Here is an 18645-nt window from a genome sequence, read left to right as displayed (position 1 = left end):
TTTAATCTCGGTATGATTAAAAGGTTTCTTCAGATCGGCGAGTGAGCACTTCAAATCCAGTTTCTGTGACAAGGATGGTGTGCTCCCATTGTGCTGATAAACGACGGTCTTTCGTTTCTACCGTCCAGCCATCTTTTTTGGAGAGTTTGACGTCACGCTTTCCTGCATTAATCATAGGTTCGATAGTGAAAATCATGCCTTCTTCAAGTTTTACCCCAGTCCCTGAGCGGCCGTAATGCAAAACTTGTGGATCTTCGTGAAACTCTATACCGATGCCGTGTCCACAGTACTCACGTACGACTGTGTAGTGATTGGATTCTGCGTGTTTTTGTATAACGTGACCAATATCACCTAAAAATGCACCAGGCTTAACGAGTTCAATACCTTTGTAAAGGCATTCTAGTGTAACTTCAGCTAAGCGCTTAGCATGTGGGAGCTCTTTTCCGACAAAGAACATTTTGCTGGTGTCGCCGTGATAACCATCCTTTATAACGGTAATGTCGACATTGACCATGTCGCCTTCTTTCAAAGGTTTGTCATTCGGAATCCCATGGCAAACTACTTGGTTGACCGAGGTGCAAATGGATTTTGGGAATCCATGGTAGTTCAGTGGTGCAGGAATGGCGTGCTGCTCATTCGTAATGTAATCATGACAGATTTTATCCAATTGATTGGTCGTCACACCGACAGCAATGTGAGGTTCTATCATTTCGAGAACCTCGGCTGCTAGCCGCCCAGCAATACGCATTTTTTCAATCTCTTCCTGGGTCTTTATAATAATGGACATAGTTTTCCTTAAAATAATGAATATCCGACTTTGGTAAGCAATAAGTCGGGGTATTAAGCATAGATAAAACTGATTGTACCGAATTATCCTCCCTGAGCGAAGTCGACCTTCAAATTGTTCGCATCTTGTGGTATAAAACGCGCTCCCGAAATGCAGTATGTATTTCGAGGCTTATCTCACACACATATCGTCACAGTTTCCGGGTGCCGTTTACGGTTGGATGCTGGGATATGTGGAGGTTGAACCCAATTTAAAACAGGAAATGCTAAACATGGCACAAGTTACAATGCGTGAGCTGCTAAAAGCAGGCGTTCACTTTGGTCACCAGACTCGTTACTGGAACCCAAAAATGTCTCAATACATTTTTGGTGCTCGTAACAAAATTCATATCATCAACCTAGAGCACACTCTGCCTGCACTAAACGGTGCGCTAGACGTTGTTCAGGGCTTAGCTCAGAACAAAAATAAAGTTTTGTTCGTTGGTACTAAGCGTGCTGCAAGCAAAATCATTAAAGAAGAAGCGCTACGTGTAGGTATGCCGTTTGTTAATCACCGTTGGTTAGGTGGTATGTTGACAAACTACAAAACTATTCGTCAGTCTATTCGTCGTTTGCGCGAGCTTGAAGGTGCTTCAAGCGATGGAACTTTCTCTCAGCTTACTAAGAAAGAAGCGTTGATGCGTCAACGTGAAATGGAAAAGCTGGATCGTTCTATCGGTGGTATCAAGGATATGGGTGGTCTTCCTGATGCTCTATTTGTAGTTGATGTTGACCATGAGCGTATTGCTGTTAATGAAGCAAACAAGCTAGGTATCCCAGTTATCGGTATCGTTGATACTAATAGCAACCCAGATGGCATTGATTATGTTATCCCGGGTAATGATGATGCTCTTCGTGCAATTCAGATCTACGTTAAGTCTGTAGCTGATGCATGTGGCGAAGGCGTTGAAGTTGCTGGTGGCGACAAAAGCGAATTTGTTGAAGTAGAAGCTGCTGCAGAATAAGTTCTGTAGCTGCGAAGTCTGACTTCAGCAGCGTTGAGTATCAGGGGGGAGCTTTGCTCCCCTTTTTTAGATTTTGATTGAATGCGTAATCAAGGGGTAATTCGAATGGCAAGTGTATCTGCTAAGTTAGTTAAAGAACTGCGCGACCGTACAGGCTTGGGTATGATGGAGTGTAAAAAAGCACTCGTAGAAGCTGGCGGTGATGTTGAAGCTGCAATTGATGAGATGCGTAAGTCATCAGGCATGAAAGCTGCCAAGAAAGCTGGCCGTACGGCTGCTGATGGTGTGGTTGCTGTACGTGTTGCTGATGATAATTCTTACGGTATCATTGTTGAAGTAAACTCTGAAACTGATTTTGCTGCACGTGATGAGGGTTTTCTTGGCTTTGTTGGAAAAGTTGCTGATGCAGCATTTGCAGCTAAGTCTGATGATGTAGCTGCTCTGATGGCAGGTGAATTGGAATCAGCGCGTGAAGCATTGGTTCAGAAAATCGGTGAAAACATCGGTCTTCGTCGTATCTCCATCGTAGAAGGTGAGCTAGTTGGCGCTTATGTTCATAGCAATAGCCGTATTGCTACATTAGTGTCTTTGAAAGGCGCTAGCGTTGAAGTGGCTAAAGATGTTGCGATGCATGTTGCTGCCGTTAACCCTCAGGTGGTTTCTCAGAGCGATATGCCTGAAGCTGTTATCACTAAAGAAAAAGAAATCATTTTGGCTCAGCCTGATATGGCTAGTAAGCCACCTGCAATTGCAGAGAAAATGGTTGTTGGTCGTATTAACAAATTCCTTGCTGAAAACAGCCTTGTTGAGCAAGCATTTGTTAAAAATCCAGAGCAAACTGTTGGTGAAATGGTTAAAGCGGCTGGCGGTGAAGTTGCCTCTTTCTCTCGTTTAGAAGTAGGTGATGGTATCGAAGTTGAGCAGTTGGATTTTGCAGCTGAAGTAGCGGCACAGTTAAATAATAAATAACTCTGCGCGCTAGAAAGGTGTGTGTGCTGTGTTACAGTACGCACACTGTTTTATAAGTCTATATCCTTCTAACTTCGTTCTGCGGAGATCCTATAATGCCTGCCGTAAATTCTAAACACGCCAAATATAAACGTATTCTTCTGAAATTAAGCGGTGAAGCCTTAATGGGAGAAGAAAATTTTGGTATCGACCCTAAAGTTCTTAACCGTATGGCGCTAGAGATAGGTCAGTTGGTTGGGATTGGTGTACAAGTCGGTATTGTCATTGGTGGTGGTAATTTGTTTCGCGGTGCGACCTTAAGCGCTGCTGGTTTAGACCGAGTAACGGGCGACCATATGGGTATGCTAGCGACGGTAATGAATTCACTTGCATTACGGGATGCGCTAGAGCGGTCAAATATTGCAACGCGTGTGATGTCTGCTATTCCTATGAGTGGTGTTGTTGATCATTATGACCGACGTAATGCCATGCGTTATTTAAGTCAGGGCGATGTTGTTATTTTTTCAGCGGGTACGGGGAATCCTTTCTTTACTACGGATTCGGCCGCTTGTCTGAGAGGTATTGAGATAGATGCTGATGTCGTTTTGAAAGCGACAAAAGTAGATGGGGTGTACACTGCAGACCCAATGAAAGATCCTACTGCTAAGCGTTATTTGCATTTGTCTTATGATGAAGTGTTGGAGAAACAGTTGGCTGTGATGGATTTGACGGCGATTTGCTTAACCCGTGACCATGATATGCCTATTCGGGTGTTTAATATGAATCGCCCTGGTGCGCTTGTTAATCTGCTGGGAGGCGGTGATGAGGGTACTTTGATCGGTGGCGAAGTAACTGGAGATCAATATGCTGAATGAGATAGCAAGTGATGCTGAAACGCGGATGAAGAAAAGCGTTGAATCAGTGGTAGATCATTTTAAGAAGATTAGAACAGGACGTGCTCATCCAAGCATTTTGGACTCCGTTCAAGTTTTGTATTACGGGGCTCCGGTGCCGCTACAGCAGGTTGCCAACGTTACAGTTGAAGATGCTAGAACCCTTATGATTTCACCATGGGAAAAGCAAACAGTATCAGACATCGAGAAAGCGATTTATAAGTCTGATTTAGGTTTGAATCCTTCGTCAAATGGTGGCGTTATTCGTGTTCCAATGCCAGCGTTAACTGAAGAGACGCGTAAGGTCTATATTAAGCAAGCGCGTGCTGAAGCAGAGTCGGCAAGAGTTTCTGTACGGAATATTCGTCGTGATGCTAATAGCGATCTTAAAGATCTTTTGAAAGAAAAAGACATTTCAGAAGATGAAGAGCGTCGCGGGCAGGATGGTATTCAGAAGCTGACCGATAAGTACGTAGCTGAAATTGATGGTTTGCTTGTGAAAAAAGAAGCAGACTTGATGGAAATCTAAATCAGAAGGAGGGCCGGTGTGAGCTGGCCTATCTGACCCTCTATATGTCAGTACATTCAAAATTAAATATTCCTGCTGATAAAGCGCTGCCTAAACATATTGCGATTATTATGGATGGCAATAATCGTTGGGCAAAAGCAAATCGCTTACCAAGTCTAGCAGGACATAAAGCTGGTGTGGATAGTGTTCGCAGTGTTATCGAAGGCTGTGTAGAGTACGGTGTCGAATCGCTTACGCTGTTTGCATTTAGTAGTGAAAATTGGAAACGCCCTGAGCTGGAAGTAAAAGGGTTGATGGAATTGTTCTTTCTGGCTTTAAACCGGGAAGCTAAAAAGCTACATAAAAACAATATTCGCTTAAATGTTATCGGCGATAAGACGAGGTTTAGCGACACGTTACAAAGTAAAATTGCTAAGGTGGAGGAGCTGACCGCTGCAAACACATTACTTACTTTGAATGTGGCTGCGAACTATGGTGGGCATTGGGATATCGTTCAGGCGGCGAAGCGTTTGGCTGCTGAGTGTGCTGAAGGTACGATTGCTCCAGACGATATTACTGAAAGTGTTTTTGGTGAATATGTAATGTTGCATGACCAGCCAAAACCTGATTTGTGTATCAGAACGGGCGGTGAAAGCCGTATTAGTAATTTTCTTGTTTGGCAAATGGCATACACAGAATACTATTTTGTAGATGACTTTTGGCCTGACTTTAATAAGGACTCTTTGGGGTTGGCTATTCGCGATTTTTGCACGCGTGAACGGCGCTTTGGTAAAACCACCGAGCAGTTAGAGGTAAGCACGAGTGCTTAAACAGAGAATAATAACAGCATCTATTTTAGCTCCCGTAGTGTTGTGCTGTATTTTCTTGCTTCCTGTTAAGGGCTTTGCTGTTTTCTTTGCACTAGTTACTTTAATTGGGGCATGGGAGTGGGCTTTGCTTTCAGGTATGACAGCGACTTTGCACCGTCTGGCTTATTCCTGTGTTGTCCTTGTTGGTATTCTATTAGGTTGGTGGTTGCACTTAACGGGGTATCAGTTTTATATGGTTTTCCCTGTGGTTGCTACTTGGTGTATTGCGTTTACGTGGGTGTACCGGTATCCAGCAGAGGGTGCATGGAAGCAGATGTTGGTTAGGGCATTATGTGGCGTGTTGATTTTAGTATCTGCTTGGTTAAGTATGCTTGAGCTGAAATCTTTAACTTTGGGTAATGCATGGCTTTTATTGGTGTTACTCATTGTATGGGCTGCTGATATTGGGGCGTACTTCTCTGGAAAGCGTTGGGGGCGTATTAAATTAGCGCCTAATGTGAGTCCTGGGAAAACACGTGAAGGCATGTATGGTGGATTAGTTGCAGTTGCTTTGACTGTTGTCGTTTTTGCATGGTGGATTGATCTAGAGTTTCAATCAAGTGTGTTTTTGTTATTGTTGGGAGTCGTCGTTGGGTTGATCTCAGTGATGGGGGATCTTTTTGAAAGCTTGCTTAAAAGGCATGCTCAAATTAAAGATAGTGGGTCAATCCTGCCGGGGCATGGTGGTGTTCTTGACCGTATCGACAGTATTCTTGCCGCTGCACCTTTTTATTTTCTGGGTTTAACTTTCTTGCCTATCGTGTGAGTGCTGATGGAAATTATTCAAACGCTTTTGGCGACGGTTGTAACACTCGGAATTTTAGTCACAATTCATGAGTGGGGCCATTACTGGGTTGCTCGTCGTTGCGGAGTAAAAGTACTCAAGTTTTCTGTTGGTTTCGGAAAGTCTCTATGGTCGCGTATGGGTAAAGATGGTACTGAGTATTCAGTGTCTGCTATACCTCTGGGTGGCTATGTCAAGATGCTGGACGAGCGTGAAGGCAATGTTCCTGAGCATTTAAAGTCTCAAGCATTTAATAATAAGCCTGTTATTCAAAGAATTGCCATCGTGGCCGCAGGCCCACTAGTTAACTTGGTTTTTGCCGTTTTTGCTTATTGGCTCATGTTTGTGGTGGGTGTTAGTGCGATTGTTCCCGTTATTGGTTCGATAACGCCAGGGTCAGCGGCTGAGCAATCAGGTGTGCCGGTAGGGGCGGAGGTTGTTAGCGTTGATGGTTATGATGTTCGGTCGTGGGAAGAGGTGAACTTGCGTTTTGCTTCTCATATTGGTGAATCAAGTCAATTATCAATCAGTGCTCTTAGCTCGGCGTCTGCTGAACCGAAAAACTATACTGTAAAATTGAATGATTGGAATGTTGATATTGAAAACGAATCTCCTCTATCAGCAATGGGAATTAAGCCATTTAGGCCTGAGATAAAACCAGTTTTAGGACAAATAGTAGTTGGTGGCGCTGCTGAAGCGGCAGGCTTACAGGTGGGAGATGTAGTGGTGGGCGTTGATGGTGTTCCTATTGCTAATTGGATGGCTTTAGTTGAAACCATTCAGTCTGCTCCCGGTCGAACCTTGATGTTTTCAGTAGAGCGCTCAACTCTACGCCAAACGATTCAGGTGACGCCAAAAATAAAAGTATTAGATGATGGTGAAGTGCAGGGTGTTATTGGTGCAGGTGTTAAGCCGCCAGTATGGCCGGTAGAGATGCAACGGACTATTCAGTACGGGCCGATCGATGCAATAGGTGTTGCGTATGTTAAGACGGTGCATATGGTTGGTTTAACATTGGATTCTATATGGAAAATGATTGAAGGTGCTATCTCTGTAAAAAACTTGAGTGGTCCGATCACCATTGCTAAAGTGGCAGGCGCAACTGCTGCATCAGGTTTTGAACCGTTTATCAGTTTTCTCGCATATTTAAGTATCAGTTTGGGTGTGTTGAATTTGCTGCCGATTCCTGTTCTTGATGGTGGTCACTTACTCTATTATGGTATTGAGCTGATAACAGGTAAGCCTGTAAGTGAAAAGATACAAGAAGTAGGATTCAAATTGGGTATGGCTTTGCTTTTGTCGCTTATGACACTGGCGATCGTTAATGATGTTATGCGCCTTTAAAAAGCAATTGCTTATACTGGGAAGAGGTTTAATGAAGAATAAATTTGGGCTTGTACTTGGTTTGGTTTTGTTGGCAGGCAGTGCGCAAGCTGCCTTTCCTCCTTTTAAAGTGCATGACATTCGATTAGAAGGTATTCAGAGAGTTGAACCAGGTGTTGTGTTTAGGAATTTTCCCATAGCATCAGGAGATATCGTCAGTGAAGCAAACCTTGTTGAAGCTACTAAGAAGTTGTTCAAATCGGGATATTTTGAAGATATAGATATTGCCAAAGAAGATAATTATTTAATTCTGACAGTTAAAGAAAGACCTTCCATAAGTCTTATTAAGCTTGACGGTAATAAGGTAATTAAAGACGAAGATTTGCTAAAGGGCTTGAAGCAATCAGGCTTAAGTGAAGGGGATGTATTTAAGCGTTCAGCGCTTGATCAAATTCGCTTGGACTTGTTGCGACTTTACGTTGGGCAAGGGCGTTACGGTGCTGCAATTGACACTGAAGTGGAAGCTTTATCAGGAAATCGAGTTGCACTTAATATTGATGTTAAAGAAGGGAGCGTTGCTTCTATTCAGCATATTAATATTATTGGAAATAGTATTTTTTCTGATGAAGATCTAAAGAAGCTATTCGCACTTAAACTACCGAGTTTTTGGTCTTTTTATACCAATGATGATCGTTATGCTAAAGAAAAGCTTTCAGGAGATTTAGAGCGTCTGCGTTCGCATTATATGGACCGCGGCTATGTGAATTTTGCAATAGATTCAACACAGGTTTCTATCACGCCTGATAAAAAGAATGTCTTCATTACAGTAAACATTCATGAGGGTGAGCAATACACTGTGCGTGATGTTGATGTGTCTGGTGATCTTGTTATTCCTGAGGAAGAACTAAAGGCTAAGATGAATCTTGAACAGGGTCAGGTCTTTTCAAGAAAAGCGATGACCAATGCTCAAGAGTCTATGACGAAGCTGCTGGGTGATCAGGGTTATATGTTTGCCAATATAAGCCCTGTGCCAAGTGTTCATGAAGAAGATAAGTCTGTTTCTTTAAAGTTTTATGTCGACCCTGGAAAGCAGACATATGTGAGGCGAATTAATATACGCGGGAACAGCCGTACGGCAGATGAGGTGGTTCGCCGTGAAGTTCAGCAGATGGAAGCTGGGATCGTATCTACAAAAAATATTCAAAAGACCAAAGCGAAGCTGGAAAGAACAGGGTATTTTAGGTCTGTGAATCTTGAAACAGTACCTGTGGCAGGAACTGATGATCAAGTTGACTTGAACTATTCGGTTGAAGAGCAGCAGTCAGGCCAATTTACAGCAAGTGTAGGCTTCTCTCAAAGTGACGGTATTATTTTGGACTTTGGGCTTCAGCAAGATAACTTTTTTGGCTCAGGAAAAAAAGTAGGCTTTAATATTGCCAACAGTTCTACACGAAAAGAAGCCAGTTTTAATTACTTGGATCCTTTTTATACTGTTGACGGTGTAAGTCGTGGCTTTGATATTTTTTACCGTAAAAGTGACTTCGAAGAAGATGATGTGAGTAGTTACTCGCTGAACGAGCTTGGTGGGGGTGTGACATTTGGTTATCCAATTGATGATAACCAGCGTTTAAGCTTTTCACTCGGTATTGAAAATATAGAAGTAAACCCCAACGAATTTAAACCTGTTGAAGAAATTCAATCGTTTATTGATACTGAGGGGAGTGAGTATTTAAACCTTAAAGGGACATTTGCTTGGAGTAATAACCACTTAAATCGTTCGATATTTCCATCCAGTGGCTACTCTCATAGAGCAAGCTTAGAGGTGTCTGTACCTGGTAGCGACTTAAGCTATTATAAAGCGCTCTATCGAACCAAATGGTATCGACCGTTGTCTGATAATTCTAAGTGGGTGCTTGGTTTTAAAGGCCGTCTGGGTTATGCCCAAAGTTATGGTGACAATACATACCCATTTTTCAAACACTTCTTTGCGGGTGGTTTAAAAACGGTAAGAGGTTTTAAAAATAATTCACTGGGCCCTCGTGATTCAAATGATGATCAATTTGGTGGGAATGTAATGGTAGTGGGTGGCGCTGAGCTTATTTTCCCTTTGCCGTTCATCGAGAGTCAAAATAGTTGGCGCTCTCTGTTCTTCCTGGATGGCGGAAATGTATTCACAACAGAGTGTTTGAGCTCAACCTCGGCGTCTTCTAAATGTGTCGAAGGTATTGATTTCGAGGAGTTAAGATACTCTGCAGGTATTGGGGTGAGTTGGTTGTCACCTTTAGGGCCTTTGTCTTTCTCAGTAGGTAAAGCTTTAAATGCAAAATCCAGTGATGATACTGAAATGTTCCAGTTCTCATTGGGTCAAAGCTTTTAAATAATGGCTTCTTAAATAAGGATTTAAAAATGAAGTTACTAAAAATTATAGCTATATCAGTTTCTATTGCGTTTACCCCTTTTGTTTCTGCTGAAAAGCTCGCTGTTTTGGGTGTTCAGGAAGCATTGTTAAAATCAAATGCAGCAGTCAGTTTTCAGAAAAGTCTTCAAAGTGAACTTAAAGGTGAGCAAGGACGTTTATTAGAGCTAGAAAAACAGGCGAAAACACTTCGCGGAAAGATTCAGGAAAACGCTGCTTCGATGAGTGAGAAAGAAGCTAAACAAGCGCGTTTACAGTTTCAAAAAGTATTCCAGGAATATCAGCGCACGGGGCAAGAGTTGCAACAAAAACGCACAGAGCGTGAACAGGCTTTTCTTAAAGATATGAGACCTAAGCTCGATGAAGTCATCCGTAAAGTCATAAAAGAAAACCAATATGATGTGATTTTAGCCAAAAAAGCGACTGTTTTTTATGGTCCGGGGCTTGATATAACGCCTACCGTTGTACAAATGCTAAATAAGTAAATGGTATATGAAGCTCGGTGTTATTCATTAGCCGAAATAGCCTCTCTTGTTGAAGGGAGGCTAGTTGGTAATACAAAGCAAACAATTGATGCACTGAACACTCTGAAAGATGCCGTGCCAGGGCAGTTAAGCTTTTTGGCGAACTCAAAGTATATAGCTAGTTTATCCTCGACTAAGGCCACGGCTGTTTTAGTGGCTGAAGCATATTCAGAAAAAGTACCGTGCTCCGCTATTATTGTAGAGGATCCCTATCTCGCTTTCGCTAAGTTAAGTCAGCTCTTCGACTGGCGAGAGAAGGTTGTTCCTGGAGTGAGTGAATCAGCTTTTATAAGCGCTTCTGCGTGTGTCCATAAAGAGGCATGTGTTAGTCATGGTGCTGTTGTGGGGAGCGAAACCGTTATTGAAGCTGGCGTTTATATTGCTCCTAATGTTGTTGTTGGAAATAGATGCAAAATTGCAGAAGGCACTAGGGTAGAAGCGGGAGTCATACTGTACGATGATGTGCATATTGGCCAGCGGTGTATTATTCATTCTGGTGCTGTACTCGGTGCTGATGGTTTTGGTTTTGCTCCTTCTAAAGGCGCGTGGGTAAAAATTTATCAATTAGGTGGTGTACGAATCGGCCAGGATGTTGAAATAGGTGCGGGTACTACTATTGATAGAGGAGCCTTAGGCCACACGTATATAGAGAATGGTGTGAAACTCGATAACCAAGTACAAATTGCACACAATGTCATCATTGGTGAACAAAGTGCGATTGCAGGCTGTACGGCAGTAGCTGGAAGCACTAGAATTGGGCGCCACTGTACTATTGCAGGGCTGAGCGGAATCGTAGGGCACTTGACACTTGCTGATAATACTCATGTGACAGCAATGAGTTTGATTAGTAAATCAGTTTTACAACCAGGCCAAGTGTTGTCTTCGGGTACGGGGCAAGAGTCGCACCGGACATGGAAGAAAAATGTTATTCGGTTTAAAAAGTTAGACGAGATGGCCAAGCGCCTTACCGCGCTGGAACACAAATTAGATAATTTCTCTAGTGAAGGCTAATATTTATAATGGATGTTAATGAAATTAGGGAATACCTCCCTCATCGCTACCCTTTTTTGTTGGTGGATAGAGTTCTTGAAATCACACCGGGAGAGTCGATAGTTGCTCTGAAAAATGTGACGGTGAATGAGCCTTTTTTTGACGGACACTTCCCGGGACATCCTGTTATGCCTGGCGTATTGATTGTTGAAGCTATGGCTCAAGCTGCGGGTATTCTTGGCTTTAAAACCATGGATAAGAAGCCTCAAGACGGTTCAATTTATTACTTTGTTGGCTCTGACAAGCTTCGTTTCAAGCGTCCGGTTGTTCCGGGTGACCAGCTTAAGCTTGAAGCAAGTATTCTTTCAGAAAAGCGTGGAATCTGGAAGTTTGCGGTGAAAGCAACGGTTGATGGTGATATTGTTAGTTCAGCAACAATTCTATGTGCTGATCGAAAGGTGTAAACAAGTGATTGATCCACGAGCCATTATTGACCCTGGAGCTAAACTCGCAGATAACGTTAGTGTAGGCCCGTGGTCTTATGTTGGTCCTGATGTAGAAATTGGGGAAGGTACGACGATTGCTTCGCATGTGGTTGTTAAAGGAGCCACGAAAATTGGTGCTAATAACCAGATTTTTCAGTTCTCCTCTATTGGCGAAGATTGCCAGGACAAAAAGTATGCAGGGGAGGTAACTTATTTAGAGGTCGGTGATTCAAATATCTTTCGTGAAGGTTGTACAATCCATCGCGGTACAGTTCAAGACCAAGCCCTTACAAAAATTGGCAGCCATAACTTATTTATGGCTTATGCCCATGTAGCACATGATTGTCTAGTAGGTGATCATGTTATCTTGGCTAATAATGCGGCCATTGCTGGCCATGTTCACGTGGGCAATAATACGATTTTGGGCGGATTTACAGCGGTTCATCAGTTTTGTCATATTGGTTCCCACGTCATGTGTGGGGCTGGTACTGTTGTTTTAAAAGACATCCCTGATTATATAATGGCAACGGGAAATCCTGCTAAACCACACGGTATTAATGCAGAGGGGCTCAAGCGTAGAGGCTTTACTCCAGATGTGGTGAGACAAATAAAGCATGCATATAAAATCATATATCGACGTAAATTGACATCTGAGCAAGCATTGCAGCAGCTTATTGAAATGTCTGAAAATACGGTAGAAATACTTCCCCTTATTCATTCTTTGCAAGCCTCATCTCGAGGAGTAATTCGCTAGGAGGCTATGTGACCAAACTGCGCATCGCAATGGTCGCTGGAGAAGCCTCAGGCGACATTCTCGGAGCGGGCCTAATTCAATCGATCAAAAAACGTTATCCTGATACAGAATTCTTTGGCATCGGCGGGGAGCTGATGTGTGCAGAAGGTTTTAATTCAGTTGTAGCAATGGATAAGCTATCAGTCATGGGTTTGGTTGAGGTGCTTGGTCGGTTGCCTGAGCTATTATCAATTCGCAAAAAGCTACGCGATGATTGGATTGAAAACCCACCCGATGTTTTTGTGGGTATTGATGCCCCTGACTTTAATTTGAAGTTAGAACATCAGTTAAAGGCAGTGGGTGTTGCTACAGTCCATTATGTGAGTCCTTCGGTTTGGGCGTGGAAAAAAAAACGCATATATAAGATTAAGGAATCTACAGATCTTGTATTAGCCTTGTTCCCTTTTGAGGCGCAGCACTATAAACCGACAAAACAAAATGTTGTTTTTGTTGGGCATCCCTTAGCAGACTTGATTGCTAAGGATTCGCGTTTGCTTGAAGCACGAGAGCAGCTGTCTATAGCGGATACAACGAAAGTGATAGCTCTTTTACCAGGTAGTCGCGGTAGCGAGTTAAAGTACTTGGCTGCCCCTTTTTTGCAGGCCGCTTTACTATTACAACAAAAGTATCCAGATATATTATTTCTACTCCCTGCTGCTAATATTAAGCGTCAGGAATCGCTTCAAAAACTGCTTGATGAAAAGTTTGTAGGTCTCAATGTGCGATTACTGCTCAATCAGTCTAGAGAAGCGATGGCAGCTGCAGATGCCATACTGATTGCTTCAGGGACAGCAACTTTAGAAGCAACGTTGTTGAAAAAGCCGATGGTGGTTGCTTATAAAATGGCTGCACTCACCTATGCGATTTATTCCCGCATGATCAAAACTCCATATATATCATTACCGAATATCCTAGCAGGCGAGAAGTTAGTTCCTGAAGTGTTGCAAAATGATGTGACGCCAGCTCGATTGGCAGCGGAGCTTGAAAAAACGCTTCAAGATAAGACCTACCAAGCTTTGCTTGAACAGCGCTTTACAGAAATTAATCAACAATTACAGTTGGATGCAGATGAGAGAGCAGCGGACGCCGTTATATCGCTTTTGCAGCAGCGAGGTATTTTAACATGCAATCAGTAGCTCTTGATTTCTCACATTATGGAAACGTAGCGGGTGTTGATGAAGTTGGCCGTGGGCCGCTAGTAGGTAATGTTGTTGCTGCCGCTGTTATCTTAGATCCTAATCATAAAATTCATGGGTTGGCTGATTCAAAAAAACTATCAGAAAAGAAGCGTGACGCTTTGTATATAGAGATAGTTGAAAATGCGCTGGCTTGGCATGTTGCGTATGCTTCTCCTGATGAGATTGATCAGATAAATATTCTTCACGCTAGTATGCTTGCTATGCAGCGGGCAGTTGAAGGGCTGAATATTCCGCCTGACTATGTAGTAATAGATGGCAACCGATGTCCACAACTTTCATATCCTTGCGAGGCTGTTGTTAAAGGAGACACTAAAGTTGAAGCGATCAGCGCTGCCTCAATTCTAGCAAAAGTGGTACGTGATAAAGAAATGTATGTGCTACACGAACTGCACCCTGAATACGGCTTTAATAAACATAAGGGCTACCCAACAGCAGCGCATATGAGTGCGTTAAAAAAATATGGCCCTCTTCCTGAATATAGGAAATCATTTCGCCCAGTGGCTCAGCTATTAGATGCATCAGTTAAATAACAGGAAGAGTATGTCTACAACCTCATTTATACATCTGCGCGTACATACCGAATTCTCACTCATTGATGGTCTGGTTCGTGTTAAAGGCTTAGTTGCGGCGGCTAAAGAAGCAGGTATGCCTGCCGTGGCTGTTACTGATCAGGTAAATTTGTTTGCCTTGGTTAAATTTTTCAAAGCCGCGACAGGTGCTGGAATTAAGCCTATTTGTGGAGCTGAGGTATTGGTGCTCAACGAGACTGATAATGAGGCTGAGCCTTATCGTGTCACTTTGTTGGTGCAGAATGCGCTGGGTTATCGGCATTTAATGGAGTTGATTTCTAGGGCTTACGCTGAAGGGCAGGGCTTTATCTTAGATAAAGCACTGGTTAAAAAGTCGTGGTTAATAGAGAAATCAGAGGGCCTTATAGCACTATCAGGTGCACGAGAAGGTGAGATTGGTCGTGCGATGGTTTCAGGCAACGGTATGGCTGAATCTCTCTTAGATGAGTGGATGCAAATATTCCCTAATCGATTTTATTTGGAAATACAAAGAACTGGACGTCACAGTGAAGACGTCATTATTTCTGAGAGTGTTCGCTTAGGCTTGTCTAAACAGTGCCCGTTGGTAGCAACTAATGAGGTTATGTTCCTTAAAGACTCAGATTTTGATGCGCATGAAGCTCGTGTATGTATTAACCAAAGTCGAACGCTAGAAGACCCAAGACGATCGCGCAATTACTCCCCGCAGCAATATTTTCGTACTGCGGAGGAGATGGTAGAGCTTTTTTCAGATATACCTAGTGCAATACAAAATACCGTTGAGATAGCTAAGCGTTGCAATATTGAATTAGATTTAGGTACCTATTACCTTCCAAAATACCCTGTCCCTGAAGGGATGATGATGGATGAGTTTTTTTGTAAGGTCTCTGAAGATGGTCTTGAGCAACGCTTGGAAGTCCTACTAGATAAAGGTGATCCAGAGTATGCAGAAAAGCGTAAAGCATATGATGATAGGTTAACGTTTGAGCTTGATATTATTACTCAGATGGGATTTCCCGGTTATTTTTTGATCGTAATGGACTTTATTCAATGGGCGAAAGATAACGATATTCCTGTTGGGCCAGGACGTGGTTCTGGTGCAGGTTCTTTAGTAGCCTATGCACAAAAAATTACTGATTTAGATCCGTTAGAATACGACCTACTGTTTGAGCGCTTTCTTAATCCAGAGCGTGTATCGATGCCCGATTTTGATATCGATTTCTGTATGGATAATCGTGATCAAGTTATCGACTATGTGGCGCGAACCTATGGGCGTGATGCGGTTTCACAGATTATTACCTTTGGTACGATGGCAGCGAAAGCTGTGGTTCGAGATGTAGCACGTGTACAGGGTAAGCCATTTGGCTTAGCTGATAAGTTATCTAAGTTGATTCCTTTTGAGGTGGGGATAACGCTGACTAAAGCGGTGGAGCAGGAGCCTGCTTTAAGCGATTTTATCTCAGGTAGTGAAGAAGCCCAAGAAATTATGGACATGGCTTACAAGCTGGAAGGAGTAACCCGGAATGTTGGTAAGCATGCCGGTGGTGTGGTTATAGCGCCCACTAAGCTGACAGATTTCTCTGCGACCTATTGTGATGAAGAAGGGCATGGGCTGGTAACGCAGTTTGATAAGAACGATGTAGAAGAAGCAGGCCTTGTTAAATTTGACTTCCTGGGTTTGCGAACGCTCACTATTATTGATTGGGCGATGAAAACAATTAATGCTACTCGTGCAAAAGAGGGCAAAGAACCGCTTGATATCTCGTTAATCCCTTTAGAAGATAAAACGGTTTTTGACCTGCTGCAATCAGCAAATACCACGGCGGTATTTCAGCTGGAGTCCAGCGGGATGAAGGACTTGGTACGACGCCTGCTACCTTCTCGTTTTGAGGATATTGTCGCACTTGTAGCATTGTTCCGGCCTGGGCCTTTGCAGTCAGGGATGGTTGATGACTTTATCAATCGTAAGCATGGGCGAGCTGAAATGGCTTGGCCGCATGCCGATTATCAGTTGGATAGTTTGCAGCCAGTGCTAGAGCCAACCTATGGGATTATTCTCTATCAAGAACAGGTCATGCAAATTGCCCAGGTTATGGCGGGTTACTCGCTCGGTGGCGCTGATATGCTTCGTCGTGCGATGGGTAAGAAAAAACCTGAAGAGATGGCGAAGCAGCGTGAAGGCTTCTTGGTTGGGTGTGAGCAAAACAATATAGATAGAGATCTTGCTGGAAATATTTTTGATCTTGTAGAAAAGTTTGCCGGTTATGGGTTCAATAAATCGCATTCTGCTGCCTATGCTTTAGTTTCTTATCAAACAGCGTGGCTGAAAACACATTACCCAGCACCATTTATGGCATCGGTAATGTCTGCTGATATGCAGAACACAGAAAAAGTCGTTATTTTTATCGAAGATTGCCGAGCAATGGGACTGCCGCCAGCATTGCCTGATGTATGCTCAGGTGAGTATATGTTTACAGTTAACGAAGATGGCCAAATTGTTTATGGTTTAGGCGCTATCAAAGGGGTTGGCGAAGGGCCTATAGAGTCTATTGTTAAGGCGCGTAATGATGGTAGTGGTGAATTTAAGGACTTCTTTGATTTCTCCAAAAGAGTAGGTGCCAAAAAACTTAATAAACGTGTATTAGAGGCGCTTGTAAGGTCTGGGGCTCTCGATAAATTGGGTGCAGATCGTTCGGTTCTTTGGGCTGCTATTGGTGATGCTTTGCGCTCGGCAGACCAGAATGAGCGAAATCAAAGTGCTGGTATTTTTGATATGTTTGGTGAGGTTGAAGCGGAACAACCCCGAGATCCATACGAAGATTATAAAGGTGTGCGTAGCTGGTCTGATAAAGAGCGGTTAAAAGGCGAAAGAGATACGCTTGGTTTGTATCTGACGGGGCACCCTATAGATGAGTATGAAAAGGAGCTTAGCCGCTTTGTTTCTAAGAAGATTGTAGATCTACAGCCGGCGCGTGGAAGGCAACAAAAGATAGCAGGTTTGATTGTTGATCAGCGAGTTAAAAAAACTAAACGCGGAGATTCTCTTTGCTTTTTGACGTTGGATGATCGCTCTGCACGTATCGATATTACACTTTATGGTGAAATATATGAGCAAACTCGTGATTGGGCTGTCAAAGATACCATTGTTATTATGGAAGGTGAGGTTAATCAAGATGATTATTCAGGCGGACTCAAGGTTCGCTGTAATAAATTATCAAGTGTGTCACAAGCGAGGACTCAATATGCCTCGTTGTTTAAGATAAAGTCGTCAGAGAAAATGCTCACGGGGCGTTATTTAAAGCAGTTTGAGAATATTTTGCAGACATATAGTGCTACAGAGGGGTTGCCGGTAGCTGTAGAATATCAAAGAGATGATGCCGCGGGTGTCGTTAGACTTGGAGATAACTGGAGAGTTAATCCTTCAGATGAGCTTATTTTGGCTCTGAAAGAACATTTTGGCGACGAAAGCATCATGCTAGAGTACTGATCAGGCTGGTTATCCTGCGAGGGTAACTGTAAAATCTGCACTCTAAATTTGTCATCTTTATTTATTGATTAAGCGGAACGAATCGAATGAATCCGAATTATCTGGATTTTGAGCAGCCTATCGCGGAGCTCGAAGCCAAAATTGAAGAATTAAGACTGGTTGGTGATGGTACTGAAATCAACATTGCTGATGAGCTAACTAAGCTGTTGGGAAAAAGTCGCAGTTTGACGGAATCTATTTTTTCTAATCTTTCCGCTTGGCAAATTTCTCAGTTATCACGTCATCCTAAGCGTCCATATACGTTGGACTACTTATCATTGATGTTTGAAGATTTTGAAGAAATACATGGTGATCGCCACTTTTCTGATGATGCTGCTATTGTCGGTGGTGTGGCTCGCTTAGATGGTCGTCCAGTGATGGTTATCGGCCACCAGAAAGGAAGAGAAGTAAAAGAAAAGGTACGTCGTAACTTTGGTATGCCACGCCCAGAAGGGTACCGTAAAGCGTTGCGGTTAATGGAAATGGCAGAGCGTTTTGAAATGCCGGTTTTGACCTTCATCGACACGCCAGGTGCTTACCCTGGTATTGATGCTGAAGAGCGTGGCCAAAGTGAAGCTATTGCCTTCAATCTTGCTAAAATGTCGCAACTTAAAACGCCTATTATCTCAACAGTTGTTGGTGAGGGTGGCTCTGGCGGTGCATTAGCTATTGGTGTATGTGATGAGCTAATGATGCTTCAGTATTCTACATACTCAGTGATCTCTCCTGAAGGTTGTGCATCGATTCTTTGGAAAAGTTCAGATAAGGCATCTGATGCAGCTAAGGCAATGGGTATCACTTCGGAAAGTCTTTTTGAGCTTGGTTTAGTGGATAAAGTTGTTCCTGAACCATTAGGCGGAGCGCATCGTAACCCTGAAGCATTGTGTATAGATCTGAAAAATGGGCTGATTGAGTCTTTAGCTAAGCTGGATAGCTTGTCAGTTGATCAGCTGATTGAGCGCCGCTATAACCGTTTGATGTCATATGGATTAACTTCCGCGTAAGTGTTGAAAAATGAGTCTCTCACCGTTGGTTACTGATTTCTTAGA

17 protein-coding genes are annotated in these 18645 nt (G+C 43.0%); 16 read left to right on the top strand and 1 reads right to left on the bottom strand.

All coding sequences use genetic code 11. The annotated features are described in order from the left end of the window. Nucleotides 1-16 precede the first annotated feature (16 nt). Nucleotides 17-787 carry a type I methionyl aminopeptidase gene (gene map / locus QZZ55_RS01180; RefSeq protein WP_293264455.1) on the bottom strand — a complete coding sequence of 257 codons (771 nt, stop codon included), beginning with the start codon at nt 785-787 and terminating at the stop codon, nt 17-19. A 271-nt stretch (nt 788-1058) separates the two neighbouring features. On the opposite strand from map, the gene rpsB reads away from it, so the two are divergent. From rpsB to accA, 16 genes are all read left to right on the top strand, one after another. Further along, entirely contained in the window at nt 1059-1790 is a 732-nt protein-coding gene (gene rpsB / locus QZZ55_RS01175) for a 30S ribosomal protein S2 (RefSeq protein ID WP_293264453.1), read from the top strand. Between the two features lie 105 nt (nt 1791-1895). Next, a complete protein-coding gene (gene tsf / locus QZZ55_RS01170; protein ID WP_293264451.1) occupies nt 1896-2759 on the top strand; it encodes a translation elongation factor Ts in 864 nt (287 codons plus the stop codon). A gap of 95 nt (nt 2760-2854) precedes the next feature. Then, on the top strand, nt 2855-3613 hold the full coding sequence (gene pyrH / locus QZZ55_RS01165; protein WP_293264449.1) for a UMP kinase: 759 nt from the start codon (nt 2855-2857) through the stop codon (nt 3611-3613). Next, nucleotides 3603-4160, top strand: coding sequence for a ribosome recycling factor (gene frr / locus QZZ55_RS01160; protein ID WP_293264447.1), 558 nt, complete (start codon nt 3603-3605; stop codon nt 4158-4160). Before pyrH ends, frr begins: the two co-directional genes overlap by 11 nt. Nucleotides 4161-4204: 44 nt before the next feature. After that, a complete protein-coding gene (gene uppS, locus QZZ55_RS01155; protein ID WP_293264445.1) occupies nt 4205-4969 on the top strand; it encodes a polyprenyl diphosphate synthase in 765 nt (254 codons plus the stop codon). Further along, entirely contained in the window at nt 4962-5774 is an 813-nt protein-coding gene (locus QZZ55_RS01150) for a phosphatidate cytidylyltransferase (RefSeq protein ID WP_293264443.1), read from the top strand. The genes uppS and QZZ55_RS01150 overlap by 8 nt, the downstream gene beginning before the upstream one ends. Nucleotides 5775-5780: 6 nt before the next feature. Further along, on the top strand, nt 5781-7136 hold the full coding sequence (gene rseP, locus QZZ55_RS01145) for a sigma E protease regulator RseP (protein WP_293264441.1): 1356 nt from the start codon (nt 5781-5783) through the stop codon (nt 7134-7136). Nucleotides 7137-7167: 31 nt separating this feature from the next. Then, nucleotides 7168-9492 (top strand): outer membrane protein assembly factor BamA, encoded by a 2325-nt coding sequence (gene bamA / locus QZZ55_RS01140; protein WP_293264439.1) that lies wholly within the window; start codon nt 7168-7170, stop codon nt 9490-9492. A 29-nt stretch (nt 9493-9521) separates the two neighbouring features. Then, nucleotides 9522-10016, top strand: coding sequence for an OmpH family outer membrane protein (locus tag QZZ55_RS01135; protein ID WP_293264437.1), 495 nt, complete (start codon nt 9522-9524; stop codon nt 10014-10016). Further along, entirely contained in the window at nt 10017-11066 is a 1050-nt protein-coding gene (lpxD, locus tag QZZ55_RS01130; RefSeq protein WP_293264435.1) for a UDP-3-O-(3-hydroxymyristoyl)glucosamine N-acyltransferase, read from the top strand. It begins immediately after the preceding gene. An 8-nt stretch (nt 11067-11074) separates the two neighbouring features. After that, on the top strand, nt 11075-11509 hold the full coding sequence (gene fabZ / locus QZZ55_RS01125) for a 3-hydroxyacyl-ACP dehydratase FabZ (RefSeq protein ID WP_293264433.1): 435 nt from the start codon (nt 11075-11077) through the stop codon (nt 11507-11509). A 4-nt stretch (nt 11510-11513) separates the two neighbouring features. Next, nucleotides 11514-12284, top strand: coding sequence for an acyl-ACP--UDP-N-acetylglucosamine O-acyltransferase (gene lpxA / locus QZZ55_RS01120; RefSeq protein ID WP_293264431.1), 771 nt, complete (start codon nt 11514-11516; stop codon nt 12282-12284). A gap of 8 nt (nt 12285-12292) precedes the next feature. Further along, nucleotides 12293-13459, top strand: a complete 1167-nt coding sequence (gene lpxB, locus QZZ55_RS01115) for a lipid-A-disaccharide synthase (protein ID WP_293264429.1) — start codon at nt 12293-12295, stop codon at nt 13457-13459. Beyond that, on the top strand, nt 13447-14052 hold the full coding sequence (gene rnhB / locus QZZ55_RS01110; protein ID WP_293264427.1) for a ribonuclease HII: 606 nt from the start codon (nt 13447-13449) through the stop codon (nt 14050-14052). Before lpxB ends, rnhB begins: the two co-directional genes overlap by 13 nt. A gap of 10 nt (nt 14053-14062) precedes the next feature. Next, complete coding sequence (dnaE, locus tag QZZ55_RS01105; protein WP_293264425.1) at nt 14063-17557, top strand: DNA polymerase III subunit alpha; 3495 nt, start codon at nt 14063-14065, stop codon at nt 17555-17557. 86 nt (nt 17558-17643) lie between these two features. Continuing rightward, the gene (gene accA / locus QZZ55_RS01100; RefSeq protein ID WP_293264423.1) at nt 17644-18600 is read left to right on the top strand and encodes an acetyl-CoA carboxylase carboxyl transferase subunit alpha; all 957 of its coding nucleotides are present in this window, start codon (nt 17644-17646) and stop codon (nt 18598-18600) included. Nucleotides 18601-18645: the final 45 nt, after the last annotated feature.

The sequence above is a fragment of the Neptunomonas sp. genome, from assembly GCF_016744175.1.
Lineage (GTDB): Bacteria > Pseudomonadota > Gammaproteobacteria > Pseudomonadales > Balneatricaceae > Neptunomonas.
This window is presented reverse-complemented; position numbering and strand designations above follow the sequence as displayed.